This window comes from Paraburkholderia sp. BL6669N2 (assembly GCF_003387275.1).
Classification (GTDB): domain Bacteria; phylum Pseudomonadota; class Gammaproteobacteria; order Burkholderiales; family Burkholderiaceae; genus Paraburkholderia.
Genome location: NZ_QUNA01000002.1, coordinates 4,222,769 through 4,249,746, shown reverse-complemented (window position 1 = coordinate 4,249,746; position 26,978 = coordinate 4,222,769). Strand labels below are relative to the sequence as shown.

Here is a 26,978-nt window from a genome sequence, read left to right as displayed (position 1 = left end):
CTTCCCCCTCACACAAACTCCGGCAACGTCGCATCGATCGCATCGGCCAGCGTGTTGAACGCCGGTGCGATCTCCTCATCCGGCACGCACGCGTATCCGATCAGCAAACCCGACGGCGCCAGCAACGGCTGCGCGTAATACCCCGACAACGGCCGCACGACGATATTGCGCTCCAGCGCGGCGGCTGCGACCCGCCGGTCATCGCTGCCATCGGGCAACTGCATCACGAGATGCAGACCGGCGTCGCCGCCCACCGCCGGCAACGCGTCGCCGTAACGCTGAGCGGCAGCGTCCAGCAACGTCTGCCGGCGCTGCCCGTACAACGTACGCATCTTGCGGATATGCGACGTGAAATGCCCTTCGGCGATGAACTCCGCGAGCATCGCCTGCTGCAGCAACTGCCCCTCGCGATACAACTCGGCGCTCGCCGTGGCAAAGCTCTCCGCCAGCGCTTCCGGCACCACGAGGTAGCCGATGCGCAACCCAGGAAACAGCGTCTTGCCGAAGCTGCCCACGTAAATCACCTGCCCCGACGTATCCAGACCTTGCAACGAAGCCAATGGCCGGCTGCCGTAGCGGTATTCGCTGTCGTAGTCGTCCTCGATGATCCAGCACTGGTTCTGCCGCGCGTATTCGAGCAGCATGCGGCGCCGCGCGAGACTCATCACCATGCCGAGCGGGTATTGGTGCGAAGGCGTGACGAGCATCAGCTTCGGCGGCTGCGCGAGGTCGTCGGCGGAAGGATTGATGCCTTCCTCGTCGACGGCGATCGGCCGCGATTCCAGACCGGACACGTGCAGCACGCTGCGCACGCCCCAATAACAGGGGTCTTCGGTCCAGATCACGTCGCCCGGGTCGGACAGCAGACGCACGGCCAGATCGACGGACTGGTGAATCCCGGTCGTGATGATGATTTGCTCCGGCGTGCAGCGCACCGAGCGCGAGGTGCGCAGATAGTCGGCCAGCGCGTGCCGCAGCGAAGCCAGGCCGCCGCCCGGCGCATACGTCAGCAGGTCCGGGCGTAGCCGCCGCCAATATTTATTGTGCAGGCGGCTCCACACGCGCGCCGGAAACTTCGTGACGTCGGGCACGCCAGGCATGAAGGCGCCCCACTGCCGCTTGGACACCCCCGCTCCGGCGATCAACCGCGCGCCACGCGTGGAAAGCGCGCGCCGCGCCTGCTGCGGCGCCGGCTCGGAACGCGTGGCGGGCGGCTCGGCATCGGGCACGCCGACGATCTCGTCCGGCGCGCTGTCGGCGACAAACGTGCCGCGCCCGGTCGCTGAACTGACATAACCTTCGAGTACGAGCTGCTCATACACCTGCGTGACGGTGTTGCGCCCAATGCCCAACTCCTGCGCCAGCAACCGCGACGACGGCACCTTGCTGCCCGGCGGCAACTCGCGCGACAGGATCGCCTGCTGCAACAGCCGGTGCAACTGGCGATAGATCGGCTGGCCGTTGCCCCGGTCGAGGCGCTGAGCCAGCCAGTCGGACAAAACGCTCGCGCGCATGATTGGCTCCTACATTTTTATTGAAATGGCTCTGAAGTTAAGAGCCAAATCTCATTATAGTCGCTGCACGTGCTGCGCTAAGCGCGCGGCGTCCGCAAAAACCGAGGAGCGAAGGAGATGACCATGAAGAACGCAGAACTGAAAAGCCGTAAAGACGCCGCCACGCCGCGCGGCGTCGGGGTGATGTGCGATTTCTACGCCGAGCGCGCTGAAAACGCGGAACTGTGGGACGTCGAGGGCCGCCGTTTCATCGACTTCGCCGCCGGCATCGCCGTGTGCAACACCGGCCATCGTCATCCGAAGATCCTCGCCGCGATTCGCGACCAGCTCGATCACTTCACCCACACGGCGTATCAGATCGTGCCGTACGCGTCGTACGTCGAACTGGCTGAAAAGCTCAACGAGCGCGCGCCGGGCGATCATCCGAAGAAGACCGCGTTCTTCACGACCGGCGCCGAAGCCGTCGAAAACGCCATCAAGATCGCCCGCGCCGCAACCGGCCGTCCGGGCGTGATCGCCTTCACCGGCGGGTTCCACGGCCGCACGCTGATGGGCATGGCGCTGACCGGCAAGGTCGCGCCGTACAAGATCGGCTTTGGCCCGTTCCCGTCGGACGTGTTCCATGCGCCGTTCCCGAATCCGCTGCACGGCGTGACCACGGCCGACTCGCTGAAGGCCATCGAATTCCTTTTCAAGGCCGACATCGATCCGAAGCGCGTGGCCGCGATCATCTTCGAACCGGTTCAGGGCGAAGGCGGTTTTTATCCGGCGCCCGCCGAATTCGTGCGCGCCTTGCGCAAGCTGTGCAACGAACACGGCATTCTGCTGATCGCCGACGAAGTGCAAACGGGCTTTGCGCGCACCGGCAAGCTGTTTGCCATGCACCATTACGACGTGGTGCCCGATCTGATGACGGTCGCCAAGAGTCTCGCGGGCGGCATGCCGCTGTCGGGCGTGATCGGCCGTGCGGACGTGATGGACGCGGCGGCGCCTGGCGGCCTTGGCGGCACATATGCGGGCAATCCTCTGGCGGTCGCCGCCGCGCATGCGGTGCTCGATATCATCGACGAAGAAAAGCTCTGCGAACGCGCCACGCTGCTGGGCGACCGCGTCAAGGCCAAGCTGATCGCGCTGCAAAGCGACGTGCCGCAAATCGCCGATGTGCGCGGCCCCGGCGGCATGGTCGCCGTCGAGTTCTGCAAGGCAGGCGGCACGGAGCCGGACGCGGAGTTCACCAAACGCGTGCAGACGCGCGCGCTCGAACGCGGCTTGCTGCTGCTGGTGTGCGGCGTCTATTCGAACGTGGTGCGCTTCCTGTTCCCGCTCACGATTCAGGACGCGGTCTTCGACGAAGCCATGGCGATTCTCGAAGACGTGATCAAGGACAGCGTCACCGTCGCAGCTTGAGGAAACCCACATGATCACGTTGAGTTTGAAGGACCCATCGCTGCTGAAGAGCCATGCGTATATCGCGGGCGAATGGCAAGGCGCGGACGACGGCACGACCTTCGAAGTGAAAAATCCCGCCACGGGCGAAACGATCGCAACGGTGCCGCGCATGGGCACGATGGAGACACGCCGCGCCATCGACACGGCGAACGCCGCGTGGCCCGCATGGCGCGCCACGACCGCCAAGCAGCGCGCGGTGATCCTGCGCAAATGGCACGACCTGATGATGGAGAACGCCGACGACCTGGCGACGATTCTCACCACGGAACAGGGCAAGCCGCTCGCCGAAGCCAAGGGCGAAATCCAGTACGCGGCGTCGTTCCTCGAATGGTTCGCCGAAGAAGGCAAGCGCGTGAACGGCGACACGATCCCGACGCCGGCCAACGACAAACGCATCGTCGTGACGAAAGAGCCGATCGGCGTTTGCGCGGCCATCACGCCGTGGAATTTCCCGGCCGCGATGATCACCCGCAAGGTCGGCCCGGCGCTCGCGGCGGGCTGCCCGATCATCGTCAAACCGGCTGAAGCCACGCCGCTCTCCGCGCTCGCCCTCGCGGTGCTGGCCGAACGCGCCGGCGTGCCGCGCGGCGTGTTCAACGTCGTGACCGGCGAGCCGAAAGCGATCGGCGCGGAAATGACCGGCAATCCGATCGTGCGCAAGCTGTCGTTCACCGGCTCGACGCCGGTCGGCCGTTTGCTCATGGCGCAGTGCGCGCCGACGGTCAAGAAGGTGTCGCTCGAACTCGGCGGCAATGCGCCGTTCATCGTATTCGACGACGCGGATCTGGACGCCGCGGTGGCCGGCGCGATTGCATCGAAGTATCGCAACAGCGGCCAGACTTGCGTATGCACGAACCGTTTCTACGTGCACGACAAGGTCTACGATGCGTTCGCCGAAAAACTGCGCGTCGCCGTCGAACAGCTCAAGGTTGGCCGCGGCACCGAAGAAGGCGTCACGCAAGGTCCGCTCATCAACGAAGCGGCCGTGCTCAAGGTCGAGTCGCATATCGAAGACGCGCTCGCCAAAGGCGCGCGCATCGTCACCGGCGGCAAGCGTCATGCGCTCGGTCATGGCTTCTTCGAGCCGACCGTGCTCGCCGATGTCACGCCCGCCATGAAGGTCGCACGCGATGAAACCTTCGGACCGCTCGCGCCGCTGTTCCGCTTCTCGTCGGATGAAGAAGTGATCGGCCTCGCTAACGACACTGAGTTCGGCTTGGCGTCGTATTTCTATAGCCGCGATATCGGCCGCGTGTGGCGTGTCGCCGAAGCACTGGAATACGGCATGGTCGGCATCAACACGGGCCTGATTTCGAACGAAGTCGCGCCGTTCGGGGGCGTCAAGCAATCGGGCCTGGGACGCGAAGGCTCGCACTACGGCATCGACGATTACGTGGTGATCAAGTACATGTGCGTCGGCGGGATCTGAACGCGAAGCTGGAAGTGACAAAGTGAAAAACGGCCACGTCGGCATGTCTGACGTGGCCGTTTTTCGTTGGCCCGGTTGATACAGACGCGCTGTGTAGTGGCAGCGGCCGCTCTTGCAGTGTCAGGCCGTTTATAGGCGCTGGGAGATCACGACGATTCAGCGCCCTGCTACAGCTTCTACACTCTACGCCATCGATTAACGACCGTAGTTCACAACCGGAGCCGAGTACGAACTGTTCGTCGTGTCCGAACGGCTGCCTGCCTGCGACGAACCATTGGTGGCCGAACCGTAACCGCTTGTCTGGGCAGCGCTCTTTTGCGCGGCGACGCGCGCTTCCGCAGCCTGAATGTTGGACGGATATTCTTCGTCGTTCGCGGTGGCCGGGTTGTAGCCGGCCTTTTCCAGCTGGATCAGTTCGGCGCGCACTTGAGCACGAGTAACCGGCTGATTCGATTGAGCAAAAGCGGCGAGCGGAGCGGAAATGAGCGCGGCGATAACAACAGCTTCGATCAGGGATTTCATGACACCTACCTCCAGAGATTGTTTTTTGCCATGCTGCGAACCTGTGTCTGCAGCGTATGGAGGCAGTCTAGGAGTCAATGCATATAGGGTAAACCCCCAATCGTCGAATTCACTGTTGCGATAAATGGGATAACTGGGGCGCGGACACAAGGTTTTGCCCCGGCGACGGCGCCAGTTCACCGGCGTTTCGGCCGCCCGTCCCTTGCCGGTCGCTTCTCGGGCTCGCCCCGAAACGCGCGCGGTAGGTCCGCGAAAAATGCGAAGGCGATTCGAATCCGCATGCCACGCAAATCGACGTAATCGACATGTCGGTCTGTTGCAGCAATTCGCGCGCACGCGTGAGGCGCAACTGCTGATAGAAATGCGTTGGCGTGTCCTTCAGGGACGCGCAGAACAGCCGCTCCAGTTGCCGCCGCGTAACGCCGATTTCCCGCGCGAGCTGGTCCGGCGTGAGCGGCTCCTCCATATGCTGTTCCATCACGCCGATCACCTGAATCAGCTTGCGGTTGTGCACGCCGTAGCGCGCCGCGACCTCCATGCGCTGATGGTCCGAACGCTGCCGGATACGGCTCACCACGAATTGCTCCGAGACGGCCGAGGCCAGCGCGGCGCCATGCTCGCGGCCGATCAGGTCGAGCATCATGTCGATCGACGCCGTGCCGCCCGCGCATGTAATGCGCCGCGCTCCGATTTCGAACAGCTCCTGGCTCGCATCGAGCGACGGATAGCGCTCGCGGAATGCCGACAGCGCTTCCCAGTGCACGGTCACGCTATCCGCGCCGCCGAGGAGCCCGGCTTCCGCGAGCACGAAGCTGCCGGTGTCGATACCGCCGAGCGTCGCGCCCGCGCGCGCGAGGCGCTTCAGACAATCGCCCAGCACGCGCGTGTAGCAGGCGAGCGGCTCGAAGCCCGCGACGACGAAGAGCGTGCGCACCGCATCGACGTCGCCGATGGCCGCATCCGCGTTGATTGAAATGCCGTTGCTGGCGGCCACCGGCGCGCCGTCGAGACTCAGAATGCGCCAGCGGTACAGATCGCCGCGAAAGCGGTTCGCCACGCGCAAAGGCTCCACTGCCGACATGAAACCGATCGCCGAAAAGCCCGGCAGCAACAGGAACGACATATCTTCGGGCATCGTGCTCGGACTCGATCAGGAAAAACGCAGGCGGACGCGGGTTCCCGGCGAGCGTAGCAAGCAGCAGCCAAGCCGGCAAGGCACGCCAAAATTCGCGCTAAGCCGATGTTGCATCGCAACGTGCGCGGCACAGGTTTTCCCTCATGGTCGCGTGGGAGCAAGAACCGGTCGCTGGCGGTCGCTTTGGCTGGAATATGGGGCATTAACGTTACGTCATTCGTGCAGTTCAGGCATCACACAAGCGGTATCGCATGTCCGGGGGCCGCTTCGCTTCATGTCGTTCGCTCAGGCGAAGCGGCCCGGTTCGAAACACGTTGTCACCCGAGTCAGAAGAGGGAACGTCATGAAGTTGCGCATCAAACCCCTGCTTGCCCGTCTTGCGTGTCTCGCGGCGGCCGTCGGCGCCGCTGTTACCGCGCTACCCGCGTTTGCCCAGGATCCCGCCGCCTGCCGCGCGGTGCACTTCGCCGATATTGGCTGGACCGACATTACCTCGACCACCGCGCTCGCCTCGACCGTGTTCGAAGGGCTCGGCTATCAGCCGGTGACGACCGTCGCCTCCGTGCCCATCTCGTTCGCGGGCCTGAAGAGCAAACAGCTCGACGTGTCGCTCGGCTATTGGTGGCCGGTGCAGGAAAAGGCAATCGCGCCGTTCGTCGATTCGAAATCGATCCAGGTGCTGCAGCCGCCCAACCTGACCGGCGCCAAGGCCACCTTCGCCGTGCCGAGCTATGAATACGACGCGGGCTTGAAGACCTTCGCCGACATCGCCAAACACCGCGATCAGCTCGACGGCAAGATCTACGGCATCGAGCCCGGCAGCAGCGCGAACGCGGCGATCCTGAAGATGATCGCCAACAATCAGTTCGGCCTCGGCGGCTTCAAGCTGATCGAATCGAGTGAAGCAGGCATGCTGGTCTCGGTCGATCGCGCGATCCGCGAGAAGAAATGGGTGGTCTTTCTAGGCTGGGAACCGCATCCGATGAACATCCAGATCGACATGAAATACCTCACCGGCAGCGACGGCGTATTCGGCCCGAACGACGGCGAGGCACGCGTTTATACGCTGACGTCCCCCGACTTTCTGACGCGCTGCCCGAACGCGGGCAAGCTCGTGAGCAATCTGCGCTTTTCGACGCAGCTCGAAAACGTGGTGATGCAATCGGTCATGAACAAGGAAAAGCCCGCCGACGCCGCCAAGGCGTATCTGAAGAAAAACCCGCAGGTACTCGATGCCTGGCTTGCCGGCGTGAAGACCTACGACGGCAAGGATGGCTTGCCCGCGGTCAAGGCCTATCTGGGTCTTTGATCGCGAATGTCGCGCATATCAATCCACAGGAACCAGCTCGCATGAATCATGAAGTCATCGTGACCTGCGCGGTCACCGGCGCAGGCGATACCGTCGGCAAGCATCCGGCCATTCCCGTCACGCCGAAGCAGATTGCCGAGGCCGCCATCGAAGCCGCGAAGGCCGGCGCGACCGTTGCGCACTGCCATGTGCGCGATCCGAAAACCGGACGCGGCAGCCGCGATCCGCAGCTGTATCGCGAAGTGGTCGACCGCATCCGCTCGTCGGGCACGGACGTGATCATTAACCTGACAGCCGGCATGGGCGGCGATCTGGAGATCGGTCCGGGCGAAGACCCGATGCGCTTCGGCGCGAACACGGATCTGGTAGGCGGCCTCACGCGCCTCGCGCATGTCGAGGAACTGCTGCCGGAAATCTGCACGCTCGATTGCGGCACGCTGAATTTCGGCGACGGCGACTACATCTATGTGTCGACGCCCGCACAGTTACGGGCCGGCGCGCGGCGCATCCAGGAACTCGGCGTGAAGCCCGAACTGGAGATCTTCGATACCGGGCATTTGTGGTTCGCAAAGCAATTGCTCAAGGAAGGACTGCTCGACGCGCCGCCGCTATTTCAGATCTGCCTCGGCATTCCCTGGGGCGCGCCCGCCGACACCACCACCATGAAAGCGATGGCCGACAATTTGCCGCCCGGCGCGCAATGGGCGGGCTTCGGCATCGGCCGCATGCAGATGCCGATGGTCGCGCAGGCGATGCTGCTCGGCGGCCACGTGCGCGTCGGCCTCGAAGACAACATCTGGCTCGACAAAGGTGTGCCTGCAACCAACGGCACGCTGGTGCAGCGCGCGGTCGAAATTATCGAACGGCTCGGCGCGCGCGCGCTGACACCCGCCGAAGGACGCCGCAAGCTCGGTCTGCCCGCACGTGGCGAACGTCAGTTGGAGCGGCGTGCAGCGGGACAGTACGCCTGATTCACCCGGCTTGATTCACCCGGCTCGACGCAACTCGCTTCGAAACCAGACAACACACAGGCAAAGGAAACATCAGCAATGGCAGTGATCGTCGATATCAAAACATTCGCGGCAATCGGCGTGGGCGTGATCGGCAGCGGCTGGGTGTCGCGCGCGCTCGCGCACGGGCTTGACGTCATCGCGTGGGACCCGGCGCCGGGCGCGGAGAAGCAGTTGCGCGAAAACGTCGCGAACGCGTGGCCGGCGTTGCAGCGCGTAGGGCTCGCTGCGGGCGCGTCGCCGGAGCGATTACGTTTCGTCGATACGATCGAAGCCTGCGTCGGGCAGGCGGATTTCATTCAGGAAAGCGCGCCTGAGCGCGAGGCATTGAAGCTCTCGCTGCACGAACAGATCAGCCGCGCGGCAAAGCCGGATGCGATCATCGCCTCATCGACGTCGGGCCTGTTGCCGAGCGATTTTTATGCACGGGCTGTGAATCCGCAGCGTTGCATCGTCGGGCATCCGTTCAATCCGGTGTATCTGCTGCCGCTCGTCGAAGTGCTGGGCGGCGCAAGCACCGCGCCGGAAACCATCGACGCCGCGCTGGAGGTGTATCGTGCGCTGTCGATGCGACCGCTGCGGGTTCGCAAGGAAGTGCCGGGCTTCATCGCCGACCGTCTGCTGGAAGCGCTGTGGCGCGAGGCCTTGCATCTGGTCAACGAGGGCGTGGCGACCACCGGCGAAATCGACGACGCGATCCGCTTCGGCGCGGGCATCCGCTGGTCGTTCATGGGCACGTTCCTGACGTACACGCTGGCGGGCGGCGACGCGGGCATGCGCCATTTCATGCAGCAATTCGGACCCGCGCTGGAGTTGCCCTGGACTAAACTGGTGGCGCCGAAGCTGACGGATGAACTGATCGACCGGGTCGTGGACGGCACCGCCGAGCAGGTCGGGCCGCGCTCGATCAAACAGCTCGAACGTTACCGCGACGATTGCATTACAAGCGTGCTGGCGGCGATTGCGGAGGCGAAGGCGCGGCATGGCTTGCTGCCGGCTGACTGAGGGCGAGCGCGTGGAGGTGCGGAAGCACCTGCTGCCGCGGAACGGGCGGCGGAAGCGCGCAAAGATCGCCGGGCACAGCGGCGGCGGAAAGCCCGCGCGCAGCCGCCACCTTTGACACAAATGAGGGAGACGATTTTGCCGACGCCGCAACCCATTGCCCTACCAGGCTATCGCGACACGGTGCGCGCCGATTGGGTCGATTACAACGGCCATCTGCGCGACGCGTTCTACATGCTGATCTTCAGCTTCGCGACTGACGCCCTGATCGGCCTGATCGGTTTGCCGGACGCCGTGCGCAAAGAACGCCGGCGCTCGATCTACACGCTTGAAGCCCATATCAACTATCTGCACGAGATCAAGGAAGGCACGCAGGTGCGCGTCGACATGCGCGTGCTCGGGCACGATGCGAAGCGGCTGCATCTGTACCTCGAGATGTTCGCCGGCGACGGCGGCGAACCGGTGGCGGCCGGCGAGCAGATGTTGCTGCATGTTGATACCGGCGGCCCACGCGCCGCCGCGTTCGATCCGGATGTCGCGGCGCGTGTGCGGGCATTGGCCGACGCGCATGCCGCACTGCCGCCCGCCGCCTTTGCCGGCCGCGTGATCGGCTTGCCGGCGAAAACGAAGCAGAGTGGGAGTGAACATGCTTGAAGCGGAAATGGCCGCGTTCATCGAAAGAGCCGCCGCGATTTATCCGGGGCATTCGACTTGGTTGACGCCGGCTGAACAGCGCAAGATCTACGACGAGTATGCGGCGGCGGTCACACCCGCGCTGCCCGATGAAGTCGTGACTCAAGACGGCGACTTCCAAACCGGCGCGGGCCATTCGATCGCGCTGCGGCTATACCGGAACCGCGCAACGCATCATGAGGCGGCGCGTGGCGCGGTGCTGTACTTTCACGGCGGCGGCTTCGTGCTCGGCTCGCTGGATAGTCATCAGCTCGTAACCGCACGCCTTGCCGCGGACGCCGGTCTCGACGTGATCGCGGTCGACTACCGGCTGGCTCCCGAACACCCCGCGCCGGCCGCGCATGACGATTGCATGGAGGTGACGCTCGCCGCTTTGGCAGGGCGCTTGCCGTTCGATCTGCGTGCCGGCGCTCCGCTGCAACTGGCGGGCGACAGCGCCGGCGCCACGCTCGCGGCCAGCGTGGCGATGCGGCTGCGCGACGAAGCGGTGCAAGGCATAAGCGGTCTTGTGCTGGTTTATCCGATGCTCGGCACCGAGCCGCAGTCCCCCGCGCGCGAAAGCGAAGCGCACGCGCCGATGCTCACGCTAACCGACGTTCATGCGTTCCGCGATCTGTATTGGGGCACCCACCCGCCCTACCCCGCGTGGACGATCCCGCTCGATGCAACACGTTACGACGGCCTGCCGCCGACGCTGGCGATCGGCGTTGAACATGATCCGTTGAGGGACGACGCGCGCGTGTTTGCCGAGCGTATTAGCGCGGCTGGCGGCGAGGCGACGCTTCTGATCGGCGCTGGGCTCGTGCATGGGTGCTGGCGCGCCATCGAATCGAGCCCTGGCGTACAGAAACTGCACGAGGAAGTGTGCCGTTTTCTGTCCGCCCATGCGACGCAAGCGTCGGCGGCTGCCGGTCGTTAGCGCCTCTCCGGTTCAGGCCGCCGGATAATCAGCCGCTACGGCCACCGCTTTCAACCTGTGAGCTGCCTGTCAGCTCTGACTTCGGCGAGGCGAACGCGCCGGTGTCTTGCGCAATGCGCGATCGGCGGGCGTGTCCGGCGCCGGCAACCGCACGGTGAAGGTCGTGTGGACGCCGCGTGTCGAACTGCACTCAATGCTTCCGCCCAGCAGTTCCGTCGCGCGACGGCAGAACGCGAGTCCCATGCCCGCGCCGCTGCCGTGCCGCTTGGTCGTGAAGAAGGCGTCGAAGATATAGGGCAGGACGTCGGGCGCAATGCCCGGCCCGGTGTCGCGGAATTGCAGCACGCAGAAGTCCCGATCCTGAACAGCACTGATCGTGATGTCGCCATCGCCGCCCACGCGAATGGCATACAACGCGTTTTTCAGCAGATTGAACAGCACGAAAACCACGACCGTATCCGAGCCCGAAAACGACATGGCGGGATCGATGGGTTTTACCGTGACAAGTTCACGCTCGCGGCCGCTGAACGGATACCGTTCCAGCGCCGACATCACGCACTGATACACGGAATGCCGGCTGAAGTCGCCGCGGTCCAGACGATCTAGCGTGAAAGACGCGAGCGCCATTTCGACCATCGCGCTGGTGCCGGAGACTTCGCGCCGGATTGCCGTTGCCAGCTGGCCGATGCGTTCGGACTGTCCGGACTCGTCGTGATCGTCATACAGCCCGTGCGTCACAGCTGTTCGATACCCTTTGAACACGTGCCCCCAAACGCTGGCGATTTCGTCGGCGTGCATTCCGATGGTGGCGAGCGGCGTCGAAATTTCATGCGCGATCGTCGCCGCCACCGCATACGGGTGAATCAGGTGATAGCGCACGATGGTGATTGCCAGCAGCCCGAGGCTCAGGCCGATGAACAGGACGCCCGGCGGATAAAACCCGAAGCCGTAATTGACCGCGTAATCCATCGCGGCGAACGAGTACAGGCAAAGGCTCGCCAGACACAGATCGAGGCGCCGCCGCGCGTCGCCCTCCGCCTTCTGGCGCGCGGCGAGCAGAAGCTGAGCGCTGCGGCCGGCCAGCAACACGGTCTGCACCACGTGCACGGGATGCAGCGGGCCGGCGACCGGATAGTAGCCGAAGAAGAAATGCCGGTAGCCCGCCACCACTTCGTTGCCTGGCAGCAGGACCGCGAGGACGAAACACAGCCCGTACGACGCGAGCAATATCGGCCGTTCCCGGCGCTGCGCCGCCACTTCCGTCACGAAGTGGTAGAACGTTGTGGGTAAAAAAAGAATGAAGAGATACCCGCCCCTGACCAGCAGGTCCGCGGTGTGTGGGTTGTCTGTCTGAAACAGCAGCGTCCATGCGCCTTGCCACGCGAAGGTCGAGACGCACATCAGGATGAACGGCGTGAACAAACGCGTCGCGCCTTGCGTAATCAGGACGTATAGGCCGAACACCACGAACATCGCGGACACGCAGGCAGTCGGAATGGCGTACATGTGGCTTGACGTCCCGGCAGACTTTAGCGAGTCCGTTCCTTCCGCCATTGCGCGAACGTCATCAGGTCCATGCCCACGTCGGTCCTGTCGATCGGGGTCCAGCAATAGAAAACGTCGTCCCAGCCCGGAATGGTTTGCGGCGTCAGCGTCTTGACGGTCATGCCGGAGCGGTAGGCCAGGTTCGGCCAGAAAATCGGCATCACCTCGCGCACCGCCATTTGCTTGAGAAGGTCGGCCGGGCCGTCCTCGTCCGCGACGATTTCGCCCTGCGAGATCCAGTCGTGCTCGGCCCACGCGACGAAAACGCTCGGATTGCCGGCGCGATCGAACATCAGAATGGCGTCCTGCTCCGGGCGCCAGTAATACTCGACGATACCGTTCGCGGCGACCACCTCGTCGATGACCTTACGCGTTCGCGGGTCGCAATACGTCAGGCCGTTCTCGCCCAACGCGAGCCAGCCGCCTTCCGAACAGTGCCTGGCCTTGGCGTCCGTCAGGAAATGGGCCAGCCGGTTGGCGGAGTCGGTATCCGTTTTTCTGAGGTATAAATCGACGATGCCCGCATTGAAAGCTTTGACCGCGACGGTTTCGTCCGCGACCCCGGTCAGCAGCACTTTCGCGCAACGCAGATTGGAGATGGACGAGAGGAATTCCACGCCGTTCATGCCCGGCATGTCGAAATCCACCACTACGGCCGCGACTTCCGCGAAACGGGAGCCGCGGGCCAGGATATCCCGTTCCGCCGCGGTTTCCATGTAGCGCTCAAAACCCGTCTCGCTCACGCATGCCGACGCCGGCGCAAACTCCAGCGAATTCTTGCGAGCGTGCTGACGAATGAACGCAAGCGCGGTTTGAGGCCGCGTAAAAAACAGATTGGTGGCGCTATCCGGAAAGAAGCGCCGCAGCGCGTCGAGATAGCTGTCGTTGTCATCCACGAAAACAACCGTCGACGGATGGAGAACAGGTGGTCGAATAAAATTGTTCATGGTTTCACGTGGTTCGTCACGCCCCCTCTGGAGGACAACCGCGGCAGACCGCCGGCCGTGGGTCACAAACAACCCGCGCGGCACTTTGCGGCGCGGCGGATCCCCGAGTACATGGGGCCCCGCTGCCTCGGCCATCGGCCCCATTGGAGCGTCATATATTTTGCTGCTTCCGGATCCCGCATGGTCGCATATGGACCATTCCGGCGCGCTTGGCACCTGCTTATGGGCAGGATTCTCTCACGCCGGTCGCCAAGGCGGTTTTCCGCTGAACAATATAGTACAGGCCCCTGGCATCGATCGCGTGAAGTCGTCGCGGCGATCAACGGCGGCGCCTATGCGTTCTGGGCAATCTGCAACTAGAGGCCACCTTTATGGCCGCGACGCCACCTCGTCCAGATGTTCCAGCAGATCGGCCGGATCGTCGTAGACCCGCAACGCGCCGGCGCGCTCGAGTTCCTCCGTGCCGTACCCGCCCGACAGCAAGCCCACACCCAGCGCCCGGCAGCGCCGCGCCGCCAGCATGTCCCAGATGCTGTCGCCCACCACCACCGTGTTTTCGACCTGTACGCCGAGCCGCCCGGCCGCGGCGATGAACAGGTCCGGATCCGGCTTTGCATATTTGACGTCGTCGCGCGTGACGACCACGGCCTTCGCGGGATCGACACCGAGCGCCTCCAGATTGAGCGCCGCCGTCTCCATGCGGCCGCTGGTCGCCACGGCCCAAGGTGTTCCCGCCTGCGTCAGCGCGTCGAGCAACGCCCGCGCGCCCGGCAGCGGACACACCTGCGCGCGCAATCGCTGATAGGCGGCGGCGTGAGCTTCACGAAGACGCTCGACCCGGTCGGCGCTGATTTCGCCGTGCGTTTCCCGCAGAAGCTGATCGGTGAAGAGGCCGCCGCTCATGCCGATCTTGCGGTGAATTCGCCAGACCGACAAGGGAATGCCTTCGCTGTCGAGCGCTTCCTTCCAGGCCAGCACGTGCTGGTAGACGCTGTCGACGAGCGTCCCGTCGAGATCGAAGAGGAAAGAGGTCTGGATTCGCATGGTGTGCTCCTGTTGATGACTGGCTTCGCCAATATGCCATGTCCGAGGTTCGCCGGTCGCGCGAATCCCGCCTCGATTCGCCTTGACCCTCACATAACGTAAGGTCCTAACCTCCAATGTGCACACTGACTGGAGGCGATTGCTGTTGAAAGTGGAAGAGCTTGCGAGGCGCAGCGGACTGAATGGCCGCACGCTTCACCATTACGACGCAATCGGATTGCTCACGCCTTCGGCGCGTGCTGGGAACGGCTGCCGCCCGGCTTCACCAGATCCGGGCGCTGCGCCGTTTCGGACTCGCGCTCGCCGAGATTCAGACCTGGCTGACGCAGCCGGAGACGCCGTGGGTGTCGATCGTCGCCGGACGCGGGTTCTTCACGAATAGGCGCGTTGAGGTTTCGAACGCGCAGCGGTAGGGGTTGCGAGCGGCAGAGAACGGCGCGGCGCGGGCCGCGCTCTCCGTGTCCAGGCGTCGCGAGTGCGGGTGGATTTAGTGCGTACGATCGACGACGGCGCGCAATGGTTACATTGCGCGCCGTCGCCGACGTGGCAACAATGCGTAATCGACGCGCCGCCGTTGATATCGGCGGCGCGTCGATCTTTTTTCAGCGCTTATTAGTCTGCTTGTTGACGCGCTTATCTAGCTGCTCATTGAGCCAGTCACTGCCCCGTGTAACCGAGCGGAACAGTCGCATTGGCCTTGGCAACCGTGGCGTTGTTCGACACGATGTACTGCGGCACTTCGGTGAGCGTCAGCGCGACCTGACCGTTGGTGTAGGCCACCGTGCTGACATTGCCGTAACCGTCGATCTTCGTCACATTGCCCGACGTGCCGGCGTTGTCGACCTGGAGCGAATAGCTCGTCGAATAGCTCTGGCTATACGTGCCGTTGCTTGCCGGCCACTGCGCATTGTTGTGCGTCCACGCGGCGGTCACGACCTTGCCGTTGCCCAGTTGCTGAAACCCATAGGCGAAGACTCCAGCAGGCGCGCCCTTGATGCGGCCCAGCGTATTCGTGCCGTCGAGAACGCGCGTCATCGTTGCGAAGGCCATCGCTTCGGGCTTCGGCGAAAGGTTGGCCGCACCGAACGCGCCTTGTGCGTTGTTCAGGTCGAAGAACGAGCCGTATCCCACTTCGCCCGGATAGTCCGGACCGTAGAACAGCGTCGTTACCTGCGCACCGCCGCCGAGCACGATGATGTGTGCTCGCACGCCGACTGCGGCATGCGCGAACAACTGGTTCTGCGACGGCACATTCGGACCGTAGTTGAGGCCCGGGTCGTAGCTCACGCCGGCTTCCGTGAAGAAGAGCTTCATGTTCGGCTTGCCGGCCTGCATGACTGAACGCAGCTGCGCCATCTGGTTGTCGAGCGCGTTGGCCTGGTTCGCCGTGCTCGGATCGGAATCCTGCAGTTCGGGCGGATGAGCCGGGTACGTGCCCGCATTCCAGTAGCCGTGCGTTGCGACCGCATCGATGTAATTCCACAGACCGAGCGCGCCGAATTTCTGCAGATAGCCCGTCGTACAGGTATCGCAATTGGAAGCAAACGGATTGCCGGTGCCCATCACGACCGCATTCGGATCGGTCGAGTGAATGCCCTCGTAGGCAGCCTTGTACATGGCGACGAAGTTCGCGTCGCTATCCGCCCAGCCGAGGCTCGGCTCCCACGTTACCTGATAGTAGTTCTTTTGCTGATTCGGGTAGTTGGCAGCGCGGATCAGACTCGTATCGGTGCCGACCTTGCTCATGAAGGTCTTGAATTCAGGCATGTTCGACGGCGCGTAATAGCTGTCGTTGAACTGGCCGGTCTTCGAGTCCCACGCCGGCAGTCCATCCAGACGCACGATACGCATCTGGTCAGGATTGGTCTTGTAGAACGGATCGAGGTCGTTCACGTTGGGCGTGTACGTGTTGGGGCCGTTGGGTTCCATGGCTGAAACCTGACGATCGTCGATCGTCCACGAGATACCCACCGCGTGCAGCGCGGCGATGTTGCCGTTGAAGCCCTGCATACCGAAGCGGTGCTGATCCTGGTGCGCGTATGTCACGGTGCCCAGTACCGAACTGAGGTTCGGCAACACACCGAAGGTGGCGATGCCGACCGGACGCGTGCCGCTTCTCGGCAACGTGCCGCCGTTCGAACGCAGAGTGGCGGTGAGTGCGCCATAGCCTGACCACGTCGACGTACACGGAATGGTGCTGGTTTGTACGCCGGCCTTGACCGCAAAACTGCCTTGCGTCTTGATCGCGCCATTGGAATCCGCGACGGACCAAACGACGGTATCCGCGCTCGGCGCGTTCGTGGTGATCGTCAGCTTGAAGGAAGCGTTGTTCTGGAACACGCGCAGACCGTCGGTGGTCGGCGTGTCGGCGCTGATCACGCCGTTCGCGGTTCCACCGGCCGTTTGCGTCGGCGTGCTGCATGACATGGCCGAACTGCCGGGCGTGGGGGACGGCGTTGGGCTCGGAGTTGGAGTCGGAGTGGGTGTCGGAGTTGGTGTGGGAGTCGGGGTCGGCGTGGGAGTTGGCGTCGGCGTCGGCGTGGGAGTCGGCGTCGGCGTGGGAGTCGGCGTCGGCGCGGGCGTCGGGGTAGGAGCCGGAGTCGGCGTTGCCGCAACCGCTTTAACCCAGCATGACTTGCCATATCCGTACGCGGGGTCGGACTGCGAAACGGCGCCGACATAACAGCCGACGCCGTTGCTGAACGTACGCGGCACGCTCAACATCACCGACGGCGACGTGGGCGGGACCGCACCGAATACCACCGAGCCCGTGCCAAGGAACGAGCACTTGCCGTTCTCCTGCGCGCACAACTTGTATTGCTGCCCGGAGACCGTGATGGTGCTTGCCTGGGCCTGCGCGCTTTCCGCGGCAAACGATGCCAACACTGTTGCTGATGCAACACCCAATAGTTTCAAGTATCTCGTCATTGTCCGTATGTTTCGCTAAAAGCAGGTTGCCCCCGAGAAGCCAGCAAGATCGATCAGTCGTCCCGCCTTGACGTTATTGAGTCCAGAGAGAGGTGAATCTGAGAACGCGCTGACCGCGTTCGTTGCTGATGAAGCTTTGATGTGCCGCTATCCGCTGACGGACGCGCTGCCTTCCGCTCGCATTCCGACTTCACCGAACAGCGGCCGAGTCGAAATGTTTTCCCAGCGTCGGGCGAACATTCTATTTATTACGTCATCCTTACTATTGCATTGCAAGACGATCATTCGACAATCGCAACAATGACTACATCGATATCTTCAACAGCGGCTTTCGAGCGCAACGCGCACCGATTGCGTGAAAGATGTAGTCGACACCGGCATGGAGAATCCCGCCGATCGCATGACCGGGCAAACGTGACGAGGATCAATGCATGCCGCCGACGCGACGCGAACATCTGGCGAGGCTCACACTGACGGATCAGCGCACCTCAGTTTGATCAACAAATTTCACACCAATATGCACGGCTTAAAAAATTCAGGATGACGAAAAATTAATATCATTTTTTTCGTTCACCGTTGACCGCAAATTATTGGCGTGAACCCGCCGGTTCGACAGTGGTCGAGTTGCGCCCTTGCGTCGCGAATCAGGTTTGCCATCGAAAAACCCATGATTCACCAGGCCGCTTGGCCCACAACAGCACTTGCCGCAGCGCAGCAACCCATCTGTAACTGTTACAGACGCGTTGAGCTCGACCCATCTTCCCGGTATTAGTTACAGAACCTTTGGGCAGACGAATTATAAACGTTTCATCCGCGTAACGTGTCCGGTTCCAAGGGTGATAAGTGACAATTGCAAAGGAACGCAATCGGAATCGTCTGAAGCTTTTCCAAAAGAAGAGGAATGGAAAAGCTCTGCCTCGCCGCAGCGAGTAAAACGCAATTGTTTGATTTGTCAGGAGGTTAACGGCACTTTCTGGAGGCGGGCCTGGGATTGTGCAATTTTTTATAATCGTAATACAAATATTCGCGCACTTACGGGGACGGCTAGCTGACCATAAACCGATAATTTGAATGTCATGCAGAAATGGTGTCGCATCCTCATATCGGAAAATCAGCCCGCGAGGAACAAGCGGAACGCAAAGATCGAGGCGTCTGCGGCTAGTGGTTACTTCGCATCACGAACTATCTCCGCGTGCCGTAGAGAGTCGATTTCGCCGCCGCCAGCGAAGATCAACGCAGCGTCTGCGCGACCAAGCGCCGCCGGCAAGTGATGCGCAAGCAAGCATTACCCAACTCACAAAGCTTGAGCATATCGCACAGCAGACGGCTGCATCAGGATGGAAGCATCCGGCCGTGCGCGTGTCGGCTCAACCACTACTTCCCATCAATGCACCGCATGCCGCCACGGCTACGGCCGTGGCGGCGCATCAGCCCACACCCTACCGCGACGCTGTCGCGAACAACACCGGATCGTTACGATACAGATCCGGGAACATCCGCTTCAGATCGGTTACTTTCGGCAGATCGTTGATCGCAATGTACGGATAGTCGGGATGCAATGCGAGGAAGTTCTGATGATAGCTTTCCGCCGGATAAAAGCCCTTGAAGTCTTCGACGCGCGTCACAACTTTGGCCGAAAACACATGAGCGTTATCGAGCTGCGCGATATACGACTGCGCGATGCCGCGCTGCGCCGCATTCACCGGAAAAATCGCTGAACGATATTGCGTGCCGTGGTCGGGGCCCTGATAGTCCAACTCGGTAGGATTGTGCGCGACCGAGAAGAATATCTGCAGCAAGCGGCCATACGTGATCTGCGTCGGATCGTAGGTGATCTGCACCGACTCCGCGTGTCCTGTATCACCTTGGCTGACAGTTTCGTATTCCGCCGTGGATGCCGCCCCGCCGGTGTAACCCGAGGCGACTTGCTTCACGCCGCGCACATGTTCGAACACGCCTTGCACGCCCCAGAAGCAGCCGCCGGCGAACACCGCCGTTTCGCTATGCGTCGCGGCAGCTTTCTCGTCCTGTACGGGCGCGGGAATCTTCGTGGCGGCTTCAGCGGAATGCGCGACGTGTTGCGCGGCCACGGCGCCCAGAGCAACAACGACGAGGCCCATGATTCGCGTGACGGAGAAACGCTTCCGCAGTGACGCTGTGCTGGTGGATATCGTACGCATGGTCAGTCCTTGAGGTCAGTAAGAGTTGAGTCGAGCCACTTGCGTCGGCTTCGGCTTAGCCGAACGTGAAAGCAAATGCCTGCACGCCCGGGTCCAGAAACTCGATCGAGAACGTGTGATCCCCGACATCGCCCGTTTGGCGCACCAGTTGATAGAGACGTTGTCCGGTCACAGTGCCGCTGCCGTCGGCGGCGATGTCGGTGCCGTGCGACGCGCCGGGCGCGGCGCCATCGACGCTCACGCGAAACCGCACCGGTTTGCCGTCCTTGCCCGGACCGAGCACCAGATGCAGGTCCCGTGCATGGAAGCGATACACGATGCGTCCCGCCGGTGCCACGAGCGTGGCGTGCTCGGCGCCCACGTTCCATGACCCGGCAAGGCCCCAGTCGTCGACGCCGGGTTGCGACGGCGCTGCATACACGTGCGTCTTGTCCGCCACCTCCCCGCCCGGCGACGCGAAGTTCTCCGCGCGCTCATAACCGACGTAGGTTTCCGGCGATTGCATATCGGCGTTGTCCGCCGCGGCCTGCACGCCCTGCGCGCCGCCGTTGGCGATACCAATGGCCACTTTCGACGCATTCGCGTGGCCCGCTTCGGTCAGCAGTTGCTGGATCACCTTTTCGGATTCCGCGTAATCACCTTCGCCGAAGTGGTGATAGCGAATCTGCCCTTTCGCATCGACGAAATAGTGGGCGGGCCAGTACTGATTATTTAGCGCGCGCCAGATTGCATAGTTGTTGTCGATCGCAACGGGATAGTCGACACCGAGGTCGCGCGTAGCTTTCTTCACGTTGTCGATATTGCGTTCGAAGGCGAACTCCGGCGCATGCACGCCGATCACGACAAGCCCCTGATCCTTGTACTTCTGCGCCCACGCTTTGACATACGGCAGCGAACGCAAGCAATTGATGCACGAGTATGTCCAGAAGTCGACCAGCACGACTTTGCCGCGCAAATCCTGCGTGGTGAGCGGCGGCGAATTCAGCCATTGGACCGCGCCGTCCAGCTGAGGCAGCACGCCTTCGACCGGCAGCGGCGCCGCCTCGGCGGCGGTGCGCATCATCGCACCGCCCTGCGCCGCATTCGTCGTGGTGGAATCCGAATCGGCGTTAGCGGCCGATTGCGGCGCGAGCTTGGCGTTCGCCATCGCGCCGCCGGACGCATCGGCCGGATTGCCGGCGAGCGGCGCTTTGCCGGGCGCCGCGTTCGGCGACAGCTTATCGACGAGTTTCTGTTCGAGGCCGCCAGTCGCAACCGTCGAGACGCGAGCGAGCACGCCGGTGTCGAAACCGAGCGCGATCGCCGCCACGCCGCACAACATCAATGCGCCGATGCCGCGGCGGATCCATTCGCCCGCGCCCAGCGAACGCTTCATCGCCGTGAACACCTTGCCGCCGATCAGCAGGGCCACCGCCAGCGAAGTCGCCGCGCCGGCCGCGTAGGCCACCAGCAGCAGCGTCGTGCCGACGCTTGCACCGCGCAATGCCGCGCCCGTCAGCACGAGACCGAGAATCGGACCGGCGCACGGCGCCCACAACAGGCCGGTGGCAATGCCGAGCAGAAACGATGAACCCGCGCGGACCTGCTGACCGTCGGCCTGCGCGAAGTTCGACAGGCGATTGCCGGCGCTGACGAGCGGCCGCATCAGATGATCGGCGAAGCGCGGGAACAGCAGCGTCAGCCCGAAAATCGCCAGCAGCGCGATAGCGACCCAGCGGCCGTACTGGTTAGCCTGCGTGACCCAGCCGCCGCCCACTGCGGCAAGCGTCGCGACGAGGGCAAAGGTCAGCGCCATGCCCGCCAGCAAGGGCAAGCCGCTGCGCGCGAAAGGCTGGTCGGCGCGCGCGAAAACAAACGGCAGCACCGGCAGGATGCATGGGCTGAGAATCGTGAGGGCGCCGCCGAGATAGGCGAGAACGATGAGTAACATGTCAGTTCCGAACGTTCGTGTAGGTCGGTTAAAGTGGGCACGCTGGCTCGGGCGACAGCCGGCGTAGAGTTCATTCAAAACCTGATACTGCAGAAAGTGCCCACATCCTAGAGCGCCGCCGGTGTCGAAGTCCTCACGAAAAGTTAAATTAAATGTGATAACTCGCTGCCCGGAAATTTTGCACAATGGCGCCATGGCCGCTTTTCCCGGCGGCCGCGCCCGGCCTTCCTCCTCAACCATTCCCTGAACCGCGGCTCAAGCCCACCATGGACAATCCGAAGCGCATCCTGATCGTGGAAGACGACGTCGACATCGCTAACGTGCTGAGCCTGCATCTGCGCGACGAGCGCTATGAAGTCGTGCACAGCGCCGACGGTAATGAAGGGCTGCGCCTGCTGGAACAAGGCGGCTGGGACGCGCTGATTCTCGATCTGATGCTGCCCGGCGTCGACGGACTGGAAATCTGCCGGCGCGCCCGCGCGATGACGCGCTATACGCCGATCATCATCACCAGCGCGCGGTCGAGCGAAGTGCACCGGATTCTCGGCCTCGAACTCGGCGCGGACGACTATCTCGCCAAACCGTTCTCGGTGCTCGAACTGGTGGCGCGCGTGAAAGCGCTGCTGCGCCGTGTCGACGCGCTGGCGAAAGACTCGAAACTCGAAGCCGGCAATCTGCGCATCGCGGGGTTGTCGATCGATCCGTTGACACGCGAGGCCGCCGCCGACGGCAGGCCGATCGAACTCACGCCGCGCGAATTCGACCTGCTCTATTACTTCGCGCAGCATCCCGGCAAAGTGTTCTCACGCATGGACCTGCTCAATGCGGTGTGGGGCTATCAGCACGAAGGCTACGAGCACACCGTCAACACTCATATCAACCGGCTGCGCGCGAAGATCGAGGCCGATCCGGCTCAACCCGAGCGCATCCTGACCGTCTGGGGACGCGGCTACAAGCTCGCCGTCCCCGGCGAGCCGGCCGGCGCACCGAAGGACCCATCGTGAATCTGACGCTGACCCAGCGGCTCTCGCTCGTTTTCTCGGTGCTGCTGCTGGCGTGCTGCGGCGCGTCGGCGTTCCTGCAGATCCGTTCCAGCGATCTGCACGAGAAAGAAGTCATCCAGAGCCTGTCGCGCAATCTCGCCGACCATATCGCTCATGGCAACTCGTTGATGGACGCCAACGGCTTGCGGCCCGACGCGGTCCGGCAGCTATTCGGCCAGTTGATGAGGGTGAATCCGAGCGTCGAGGTGTACCTGCTCGACAATCAAGGGCACATTAAAGGGGACGACGCGCCCGCGGGACACGTCAAGCGCGAACAGGTGAATCTTGCGCCGATCCGGCAATTCATCGCGGGAGACGCGCTGCCGATTCTCGGCGACGATCCGCGCAGCATCGACGGTAAAAAGGTGTTCAGCGCAGCGCCACTGCAATTGGGCGGACAGGCGCCGTCCGGCTATATCTACGTGGTCCTGCTCGGCGAGGAACACGACGCGCTCGCCGCGCGCGTGGCGGCCAGTTCCGTGCTGCGCACTACCTTGTGGTCGATGGCGCTGGTCGCGCTGCTGGGATTGCTGGCCGGCTTGACCGCATTCGGCCTGATCACGCGCCCGCTGCGGCGCCTCACCGACGCCATGCGCCGCTTCGACGCCGAGGGCGAGCCCGACACCCAACCGAGTGTGCCGCGCTCGTCGCCGGCCGGTCGGCGCGACGAAATCGCCGTGCTTGAAGCGACGTTCGCGCAGATGGCGAACCGCATCGGAGAACAATGGCGAGCGCTGACGCGACAGGACCAGCAGCGTCGCGAACTGATCGCCAATATTTCGCACGACCTGCGCACGCCGTTGACCTCGCTGCACGGCTATCTCGAGACGCTCTCGCTGAAGTCCGACACGCTCGGCGAAACGGAGCGCAAACGCTATCTGGCCATCGCGCTCGCGCAAAGCGTCAAGGTGGGCCGGCTCGCGCAAGCTCTGTTTGAACTGGCCAGGCTCGAACACGGCAACGTGCAGCCGGCGCTCGAACAGTTCTCGCTGGTCGATCTGGTGCAGGACGTGTTTCAGAAATTCGAATTGCCCGCCGAGGCGCGGCACATTCAGTTGCGCGCGAATATTCCGTCACGCCTGCCGAATGTCAGTGCCGATCTCGGCATGATCGAGCGCGTGCTGACGAATCTGCTCGACAACGCCATTCGCCACACGCCCACTGAAGGATCGATCGAAGTGGATCTTGCGCATAAGGACGGTAGGGTGTCGGTGACGATCACCGACACGGGTCCCGGCATTCCGCCCGAACAGCGCGAAGGTCTGTTCGAACGCCCGTTCAGCTCCGGCGGCGCGCATCGGGGCGGCGGACTGGGGTTGCTGATCGTCCAGCGCATGCTGCAACTGAACCAGAGCCAGATACGTTTGCTGGACACGGCGGGAACGGGCACGACCTTCTGCTTCGAGTTGCCGACGGCCGTCAACCGGTCGAGTGCCGCCGGTGTCGTGATGTGACGGACGGTGTCTGACTCTGCTGAGACCGGCTCCAATTGGCGGCATCGCCCAGCTTGCCCGCCATGTAGATTGCGTGCGGAAAGAGTCCACGAGTTCGGCGCCACAGCGGAATACTTTGCAGAGTGCGTGGCGTCGTCGACGGGACCAGGTATCAGAACGGTGGGATCAGACGGTCATCGTCGCCTTCCGAAGCTGCCGGTGTTCCCGCCAGTTGCGTATCTGACCCGCGACGAAGGCGCCGATCAACAACGACAGATACAACATCAAAATGTTGTGGCGCCATGCATCGAGTGAAAGTTGATGCGCGACCAGCTTGGGGTCGGTCCGCAATGGCCCGATGCAGAGTGCGAGGACTGCCTGCTTCATTCGAACAAAACCCGCGGCGGACAGCATGGGCAAACCAACGAGCAGCCCCATCAGATAAGGTTTCGCGCGCCGCGCCCCCGCACGATGACGCATACGCAGCCACAGTCCCAGACAACCATGCACCCAGCCGGGCGCAAGCAGTGCAAGCTGCAAACCTTGCGTACCGCTGGTGATGAGCGATATCACAATGCGCTCGTAGTTCGGCTCGAATCCGTACAGCGACGAGGCAAGCCGGGTAGATACCACATGACGGATCAGCAGCAGCGGCAGACTCAGTCCCGCCCAAAGCCGGACCCATTCAGTGAGCGGCATTTTCCAGTGACGGCGTCCGTAGATCGTTCGCAGCGCCAGCGAAAAATGCAATAGCGACGCGCCATAAAGAAGCACCGTTCCCGGCACACTGCGCCACACCCGCAACGCCAGTGCAAGACCGCGACCCGCAAGGTCCAGTGACCAGATGCCGAGCGCGTGATTGATCAGATGCAGGGAGAGATAGACCAGCAGCACCACGCCGGACACGAGCTGACAGCGGCGCAGCAGAGTATGAACAGCCGGTTCCCTCGCCACGCGAGCAACCATACCCGGCGGCCGCCGAAAAGGCGCAATCGGCGCGCGCCCGGCGGCCCGCAGCATGTCGGCCGAATACAGCGGCTTCCAGGCCGCAATACGCGTTCGATTCATTTCAGGCCTCGCGTGAGAGGCCGTTTCCGCCGCTCGCTAACCGTTTTGCGATTCACCGGCGTCTGGCGGATAGCGTCGGCAAATTTCTCCAGCGCCGACAGCGAACCGCATACGCTGTGGTATTCCTCCCGGCCGATCCGGGCGTCGAGGATAACGGCCATTCCCGATTCACGGGCCATATCGATGATGTTCATTTTGCTCACCCCAATTCGTGTCTTCACGCTCTGCAAGACGCCGAATCCGACCTGATTATTCCCGCGCTTTTTTTTCAACGCACTGCCGGGAATAAGACATCCAATCCCCTGGTTTAGCCGTTCAGAGCGTGTTGACGCCGACTCACGTCGAGTTCGAAGATTGCGCTCGCATATCGAGGAGTATTGACATGAAACTGATCTCTCTGAACCGTCTCATGGTCCGCGCCGCAGCCGGCGCACTCGTTGCAAGTGCCGCCCTTCTGGCAACGGCAAGTGGCGCCTATGCGCAAACGTCGGCGACTCCCGGCGCGCATCCGCTCACGCGCGCCGAAGTGCGCCATGAACTCGAGGAACTGGAAGCCGCCGGATACGATCCGTCTCGCGGCGACGAAAGCGACTATCCCGCCGACATTCAGGAAGCGGAAAGAAAAGTTGCCGCCATGCACGCAGCCCAGCAGAGCGCGCTAAACAACAACCAGCCAGCCATGCAGGACATGCCCATGCATTGATGGCGGCCCGGTGTGTGTGGACCTGTGGACAGCGGGTTCTGCCTTTGAGCGTCGGTCCTTGTCGGATCGACGCTGCTTTTTTTGCCGCGTTTAACTCAACTTGCGAGAGCATTCGCGTCTAGCGGCTGGATGCGAAACTCCGGCTGGAGATCGAAATGGAATTTCCGTCGGGATCCTTGGCATTGGCAAATGTGTAGCCGTCCGCCCGATGCGTCGCGCCGAATTGCAAGCCGTCCTTTGCACACTGCTCCTTGAACGCCTCCACGTCGCGAATATCGAAAACGAGTTTAACGGTCACCTGGCCGGACTTCACCCCCTTGCCCGCCTGGTGAACCATGAGGATGGCGCCGCCGTGCGGCGACACCAACTCAACGATGCGGTCATCTGGGTCGATTCTGGAAACGAAGCCAAAGTGCCGTTCATAGAACGCGCACGTCCTGGCGACATCTCTCACGTAGAGCAAAGATGCGGTTCAAGGTTGGGTGCATTGAATTCTCGATTGTTTTCTTTGCAGTGCCCCTCGCCAAAATCCGTGGAGCCAGGATCGTTTGAAACAGAACCTCGCCAGTGTAGATCTGTTGTGGTTCAACAGACAGCAGGCTGGCCGACTGTTGGTTTTACCGCACCACCCACAGCTTCGCCGCAAGCTCATCAAGCCGGCGACTCCTTTGTTATCAGCACGCCGAGGATCTTCAAGCACGCATGGCACATCATGTGCAGTGTAAGTGTGCGAGCACACACAAGAGTGCTCGCACATCCAAGTAATTTTCTCAAAGGAGAACGTCATGAAAGACCTGAAGATCCGCGAACTGCAGCGCAACGAAGAAATGAGCTCTGCCGACATGGCACGCGTCGTCGGCGGCAAAGATAAAGAGCCGGTCGGCAAGCCGACCCATATCGACGCGATGAATGGCGTGCTCACATTCGGCGATGGCTCGAAGTGGTCGATGGACCTCAATGGCAAGCTTCATCCGCTCTAAATCGACAAAGTTCGCCTGGTTCTCCGATGAGGCGCCTGGAAGTCGGGCGCTTCACCGGTGACCGGCCGGACAAACGCTCGAACGGCTCACCCCCCAAGCTTCGTCTTTTCCGAACCTTCGCTTCGCATTTAGCAGGTTTATCCGATCCCGAACCTACCGCACACTGGACTTCATCTTCACTACGGACATCGTCCA

24 protein-coding genes and 1 pseudogene are annotated in these 26,978 nt (G+C 62.6%); 13 read left to right on the top strand and 12 right to left on the bottom strand.

The window, feature by feature from the left end; genetic code table 11:
* Positions 1-8 precede the first annotated feature (8 nt).
* Positions 9-1,514: a PLP-dependent aminotransferase family protein gene (locus B0G80_RS41685; RefSeq protein ID WP_116123338.1), complete on the bottom strand. Its 1,506-nt coding sequence runs from the start codon at positions 1,512-1,514 to the stop codon at positions 9-11.
* Between the two features lie 123 nt (positions 1,515-1,637).
* Between B0G80_RS41685 and B0G80_RS41680 the strand changes: the two genes are divergently transcribed.
* Positions 1,638-2,921 (top strand): 4-aminobutyrate--2-oxoglutarate transaminase, encoded by a 1,284-nt coding sequence (locus B0G80_RS41680; RefSeq protein WP_012426408.1) that lies wholly within the window; start codon positions 1,638-1,640, stop codon positions 2,919-2,921.
* A 10-nt stretch (positions 2,922-2,931) separates the two neighbouring features.
* Positions 2,932-4,392 carry an NADP-dependent succinate-semialdehyde dehydrogenase gene (gene gabD / locus B0G80_RS41675; RefSeq protein WP_116123337.1) on the top strand — a complete coding sequence of 487 codons (1,461 nt, stop codon included), beginning with the start codon at positions 2,932-2,934 and terminating at the stop codon, positions 4,390-4,392.
* A 195-nt stretch (positions 4,393-4,587) separates the two neighbouring features.
* Here gabD and B0G80_RS41670 read toward each other — a convergent pair whose 3' ends face one another.
* Together B0G80_RS41670 and B0G80_RS41665 are read right to left on the bottom strand one after the other, a co-directional pair.
* Entirely contained in the window at positions 4,588-4,914 is a 327-nt protein-coding gene (locus B0G80_RS41670) for a DUF4148 domain-containing protein (RefSeq protein ID WP_106277185.1), read from the bottom strand.
* 109 nt (positions 4,915-5,023) lie between these two features.
* Complete coding sequence (locus B0G80_RS41665; RefSeq protein WP_116123336.1) at positions 5,024-6,049, bottom strand: GlxA family transcriptional regulator; 1,026 nt, start codon at positions 6,047-6,049, stop codon at positions 5,024-5,026.
* Positions 6,050-6,392: 343 nt separating this feature from the next.
* Between B0G80_RS41665 and B0G80_RS41660 the strand changes: the two genes are divergently transcribed.
* The 5 genes from B0G80_RS41660 (at position 6,393) to B0G80_RS41640 (ending at position 10,982) form a co-directional block, all read left to right on the top strand.
* Positions 6,393-7,358, top strand: coding sequence for a choline ABC transporter substrate-binding protein (locus B0G80_RS41660; RefSeq protein ID WP_116123335.1), 966 nt, complete (start codon positions 6,393-6,395; stop codon positions 7,356-7,358).
* Positions 7,359-7,399: 41 nt separating this feature from the next.
* Positions 7,400-8,329 (top strand): 3-keto-5-aminohexanoate cleavage protein, encoded by a 930-nt coding sequence (locus B0G80_RS41655; RefSeq protein WP_106277179.1) that lies wholly within the window; start codon positions 7,400-7,402, stop codon positions 8,327-8,329.
* Between the two features lie 78 nt (positions 8,330-8,407).
* Positions 8,408-9,373 carry an L-carnitine dehydrogenase gene (locus B0G80_RS41650; RefSeq protein WP_116123334.1) on the top strand — a complete coding sequence of 322 codons (966 nt, stop codon included), beginning with the start codon at positions 8,408-8,410 and terminating at the stop codon, positions 9,371-9,373.
* Positions 9,374-9,508: 135 nt separating this feature from the next.
* Positions 9,509-10,024 (top strand): thioesterase family protein, encoded by a 516-nt coding sequence (locus B0G80_RS41645; RefSeq protein ID WP_258879186.1) that lies wholly within the window; start codon positions 9,509-9,511, stop codon positions 10,022-10,024.
* The gene (locus tag B0G80_RS41640) at positions 10,017-10,982 is read left to right on the top strand and encodes an alpha/beta hydrolase (protein WP_116123332.1); all 966 of its coding nucleotides are present in this window, start codon (positions 10,017-10,019) and stop codon (positions 10,980-10,982) included. The genes B0G80_RS41645 and B0G80_RS41640 overlap by 8 nt, the downstream gene beginning before the upstream one ends.
* A 69-nt stretch (positions 10,983-11,051) precedes the next feature.
* Here the strand turns inward: B0G80_RS41640 and B0G80_RS41635 are convergent, their stop codons facing one another.
* The 3 genes from B0G80_RS41635 to B0G80_RS41625 all read right to left on the bottom strand — a co-directional run bounded on the left by B0G80_RS41635 (position 11,052) and on the right by B0G80_RS41625 (position 14,518).
* Complete coding sequence (locus tag B0G80_RS41635; RefSeq protein ID WP_116123331.1) at positions 11,052-12,488, bottom strand: sensor histidine kinase; 1,437 nt, start codon at positions 12,486-12,488, stop codon at positions 11,052-11,054.
* Positions 12,489-12,511: 23 nt separating this feature from the next.
* Positions 12,512-13,474: a response regulator gene (locus B0G80_RS41630; RefSeq protein WP_116123330.1), complete on the bottom strand. Its 963-nt coding sequence runs from the start codon at positions 13,472-13,474 to the stop codon at positions 12,512-12,514.
* Between the two features lie 369 nt (positions 13,475-13,843).
* Complete coding sequence (locus B0G80_RS41625; RefSeq protein ID WP_116123329.1) at positions 13,844-14,518, bottom strand: HAD family hydrolase; 675 nt, start codon at positions 14,516-14,518, stop codon at positions 13,844-13,846.
* Between the two features lie 139 nt (positions 14,519-14,657).
* On the opposite strand from B0G80_RS41625, the pseudogene B0G80_RS41620 reads away from it, so the two are divergent.
* Positions 14,658-14,877 (top strand): annotated as a pseudogene (locus tag B0G80_RS41620) (MerR family transcriptional regulator); the annotation flags it as partial.
* A gap of 298 nt (positions 14,878-15,175) precedes the next feature.
* Here B0G80_RS41620 and B0G80_RS41615 read toward each other — a convergent pair.
* A complete protein-coding gene (locus B0G80_RS41615; RefSeq protein ID WP_258879185.1) occupies positions 15,176-16,945 on the bottom strand; it encodes a hypothetical protein in 1,770 nt (589 codons plus the stop codon).
* A 268-nt stretch (positions 16,946-17,213) separates the two neighbouring features.
* Here B0G80_RS41615 and B0G80_RS47580 point away from each other — a divergent pair, with 268 nt between their 5' ends.
* The gene (locus tag B0G80_RS47580) at positions 17,214-17,465 is read left to right on the top strand and encodes a hypothetical protein (RefSeq protein ID WP_258879184.1); all 252 of its coding nucleotides are present in this window, start codon (positions 17,214-17,216) and stop codon (positions 17,463-17,465) included.
* Positions 17,466-18,885: 1,420 nt separating this feature from the next.
* On the opposite strand, the gene msrA is transcribed toward B0G80_RS47580, so the two are convergent.
* Together msrA and B0G80_RS41605 are read right to left on the bottom strand one after the other, a co-directional pair.
* Positions 18,886-19,626, bottom strand: coding sequence for a peptide-methionine (S)-S-oxide reductase MsrA (gene msrA / locus B0G80_RS41610; RefSeq protein ID WP_116123327.1), 741 nt, complete (start codon positions 19,624-19,626; stop codon positions 18,886-18,888).
* A 55-nt stretch (positions 19,627-19,681) separates the two neighbouring features.
* Positions 19,682-21,556, bottom strand: coding sequence for a cytochrome c biogenesis protein DipZ (locus tag B0G80_RS41605; protein WP_116123326.1), 1,875 nt, complete (start codon positions 21,554-21,556; stop codon positions 19,682-19,684).
* 266 nt (positions 21,557-21,822) lie between these two features.
* Here B0G80_RS41605 and B0G80_RS41600 point away from each other — a divergent pair, with 266 nt between their 5' ends.
* Both B0G80_RS41600 and B0G80_RS41595 read left to right on the top strand, forming a co-directional pair.
* Positions 21,823-22,560 carry a response regulator transcription factor gene (locus B0G80_RS41600; RefSeq protein WP_116123325.1) on the top strand — a complete coding sequence of 246 codons (738 nt, stop codon included), beginning with the start codon at positions 21,823-21,825 and terminating at the stop codon, positions 22,558-22,560.
* Positions 22,557-24,053 carry a HAMP domain-containing sensor histidine kinase gene (locus B0G80_RS41595; protein WP_116123324.1) on the top strand — a complete coding sequence of 499 codons (1,497 nt, stop codon included), beginning with the start codon at positions 22,557-22,559 and terminating at the stop codon, positions 24,051-24,053. The genes B0G80_RS41600 and B0G80_RS41595 overlap by 4 nt, the downstream gene beginning before the upstream one ends.
* Positions 24,054-24,218: 165 nt before the next feature.
* Here B0G80_RS41595 and B0G80_RS41590 read toward each other — a convergent pair whose 3' ends face one another.
* Both B0G80_RS41590 and B0G80_RS41585 read right to left on the bottom strand, forming a co-directional pair.
* Positions 24,219-24,998, bottom strand: a complete 780-nt coding sequence (locus B0G80_RS41590) for a hypothetical protein (protein ID WP_116123943.1) — start codon at positions 24,996-24,998, stop codon at positions 24,219-24,221.
* 98 nt (positions 24,999-25,096) lie between these two features.
* Positions 25,097-25,294 (bottom strand): hypothetical protein, encoded by a 198-nt coding sequence (locus tag B0G80_RS41585; RefSeq protein ID WP_116123942.1) that lies wholly within the window; start codon positions 25,292-25,294, stop codon positions 25,097-25,099.
* A gap of 188 nt (positions 25,295-25,482) precedes the next feature.
* Here B0G80_RS41585 and B0G80_RS41580 point away from each other — a divergent pair, with 188 nt between their 5' ends.
* The gene (locus tag B0G80_RS41580; RefSeq protein WP_116123323.1) at positions 25,483-25,803 is read left to right on the top strand and encodes a DUF4148 domain-containing protein; all 321 of its coding nucleotides are present in this window, start codon (positions 25,483-25,485) and stop codon (positions 25,801-25,803) included.
* A gap of 118 nt (positions 25,804-25,921) precedes the next feature.
* Here the strand turns inward: B0G80_RS41580 and B0G80_RS41575 are convergent, their stop codons facing one another.
* Complete coding sequence (locus B0G80_RS41575; RefSeq protein WP_309568819.1) at positions 25,922-26,257, bottom strand: VOC family protein; 336 nt, start codon at positions 26,255-26,257, stop codon at positions 25,922-25,924.
* Between the two features lie 331 nt (positions 26,258-26,588).
* Between B0G80_RS41575 and B0G80_RS41570 the strand changes: the two genes are divergently transcribed.
* Complete coding sequence (locus tag B0G80_RS41570) at positions 26,589-26,783, top strand: hypothetical protein (RefSeq protein WP_116123321.1); 195 nt, start codon at positions 26,589-26,591, stop codon at positions 26,781-26,783.
* The last annotated feature ends 195 nt before the right edge of the window (positions 26,784-26,978 follow it).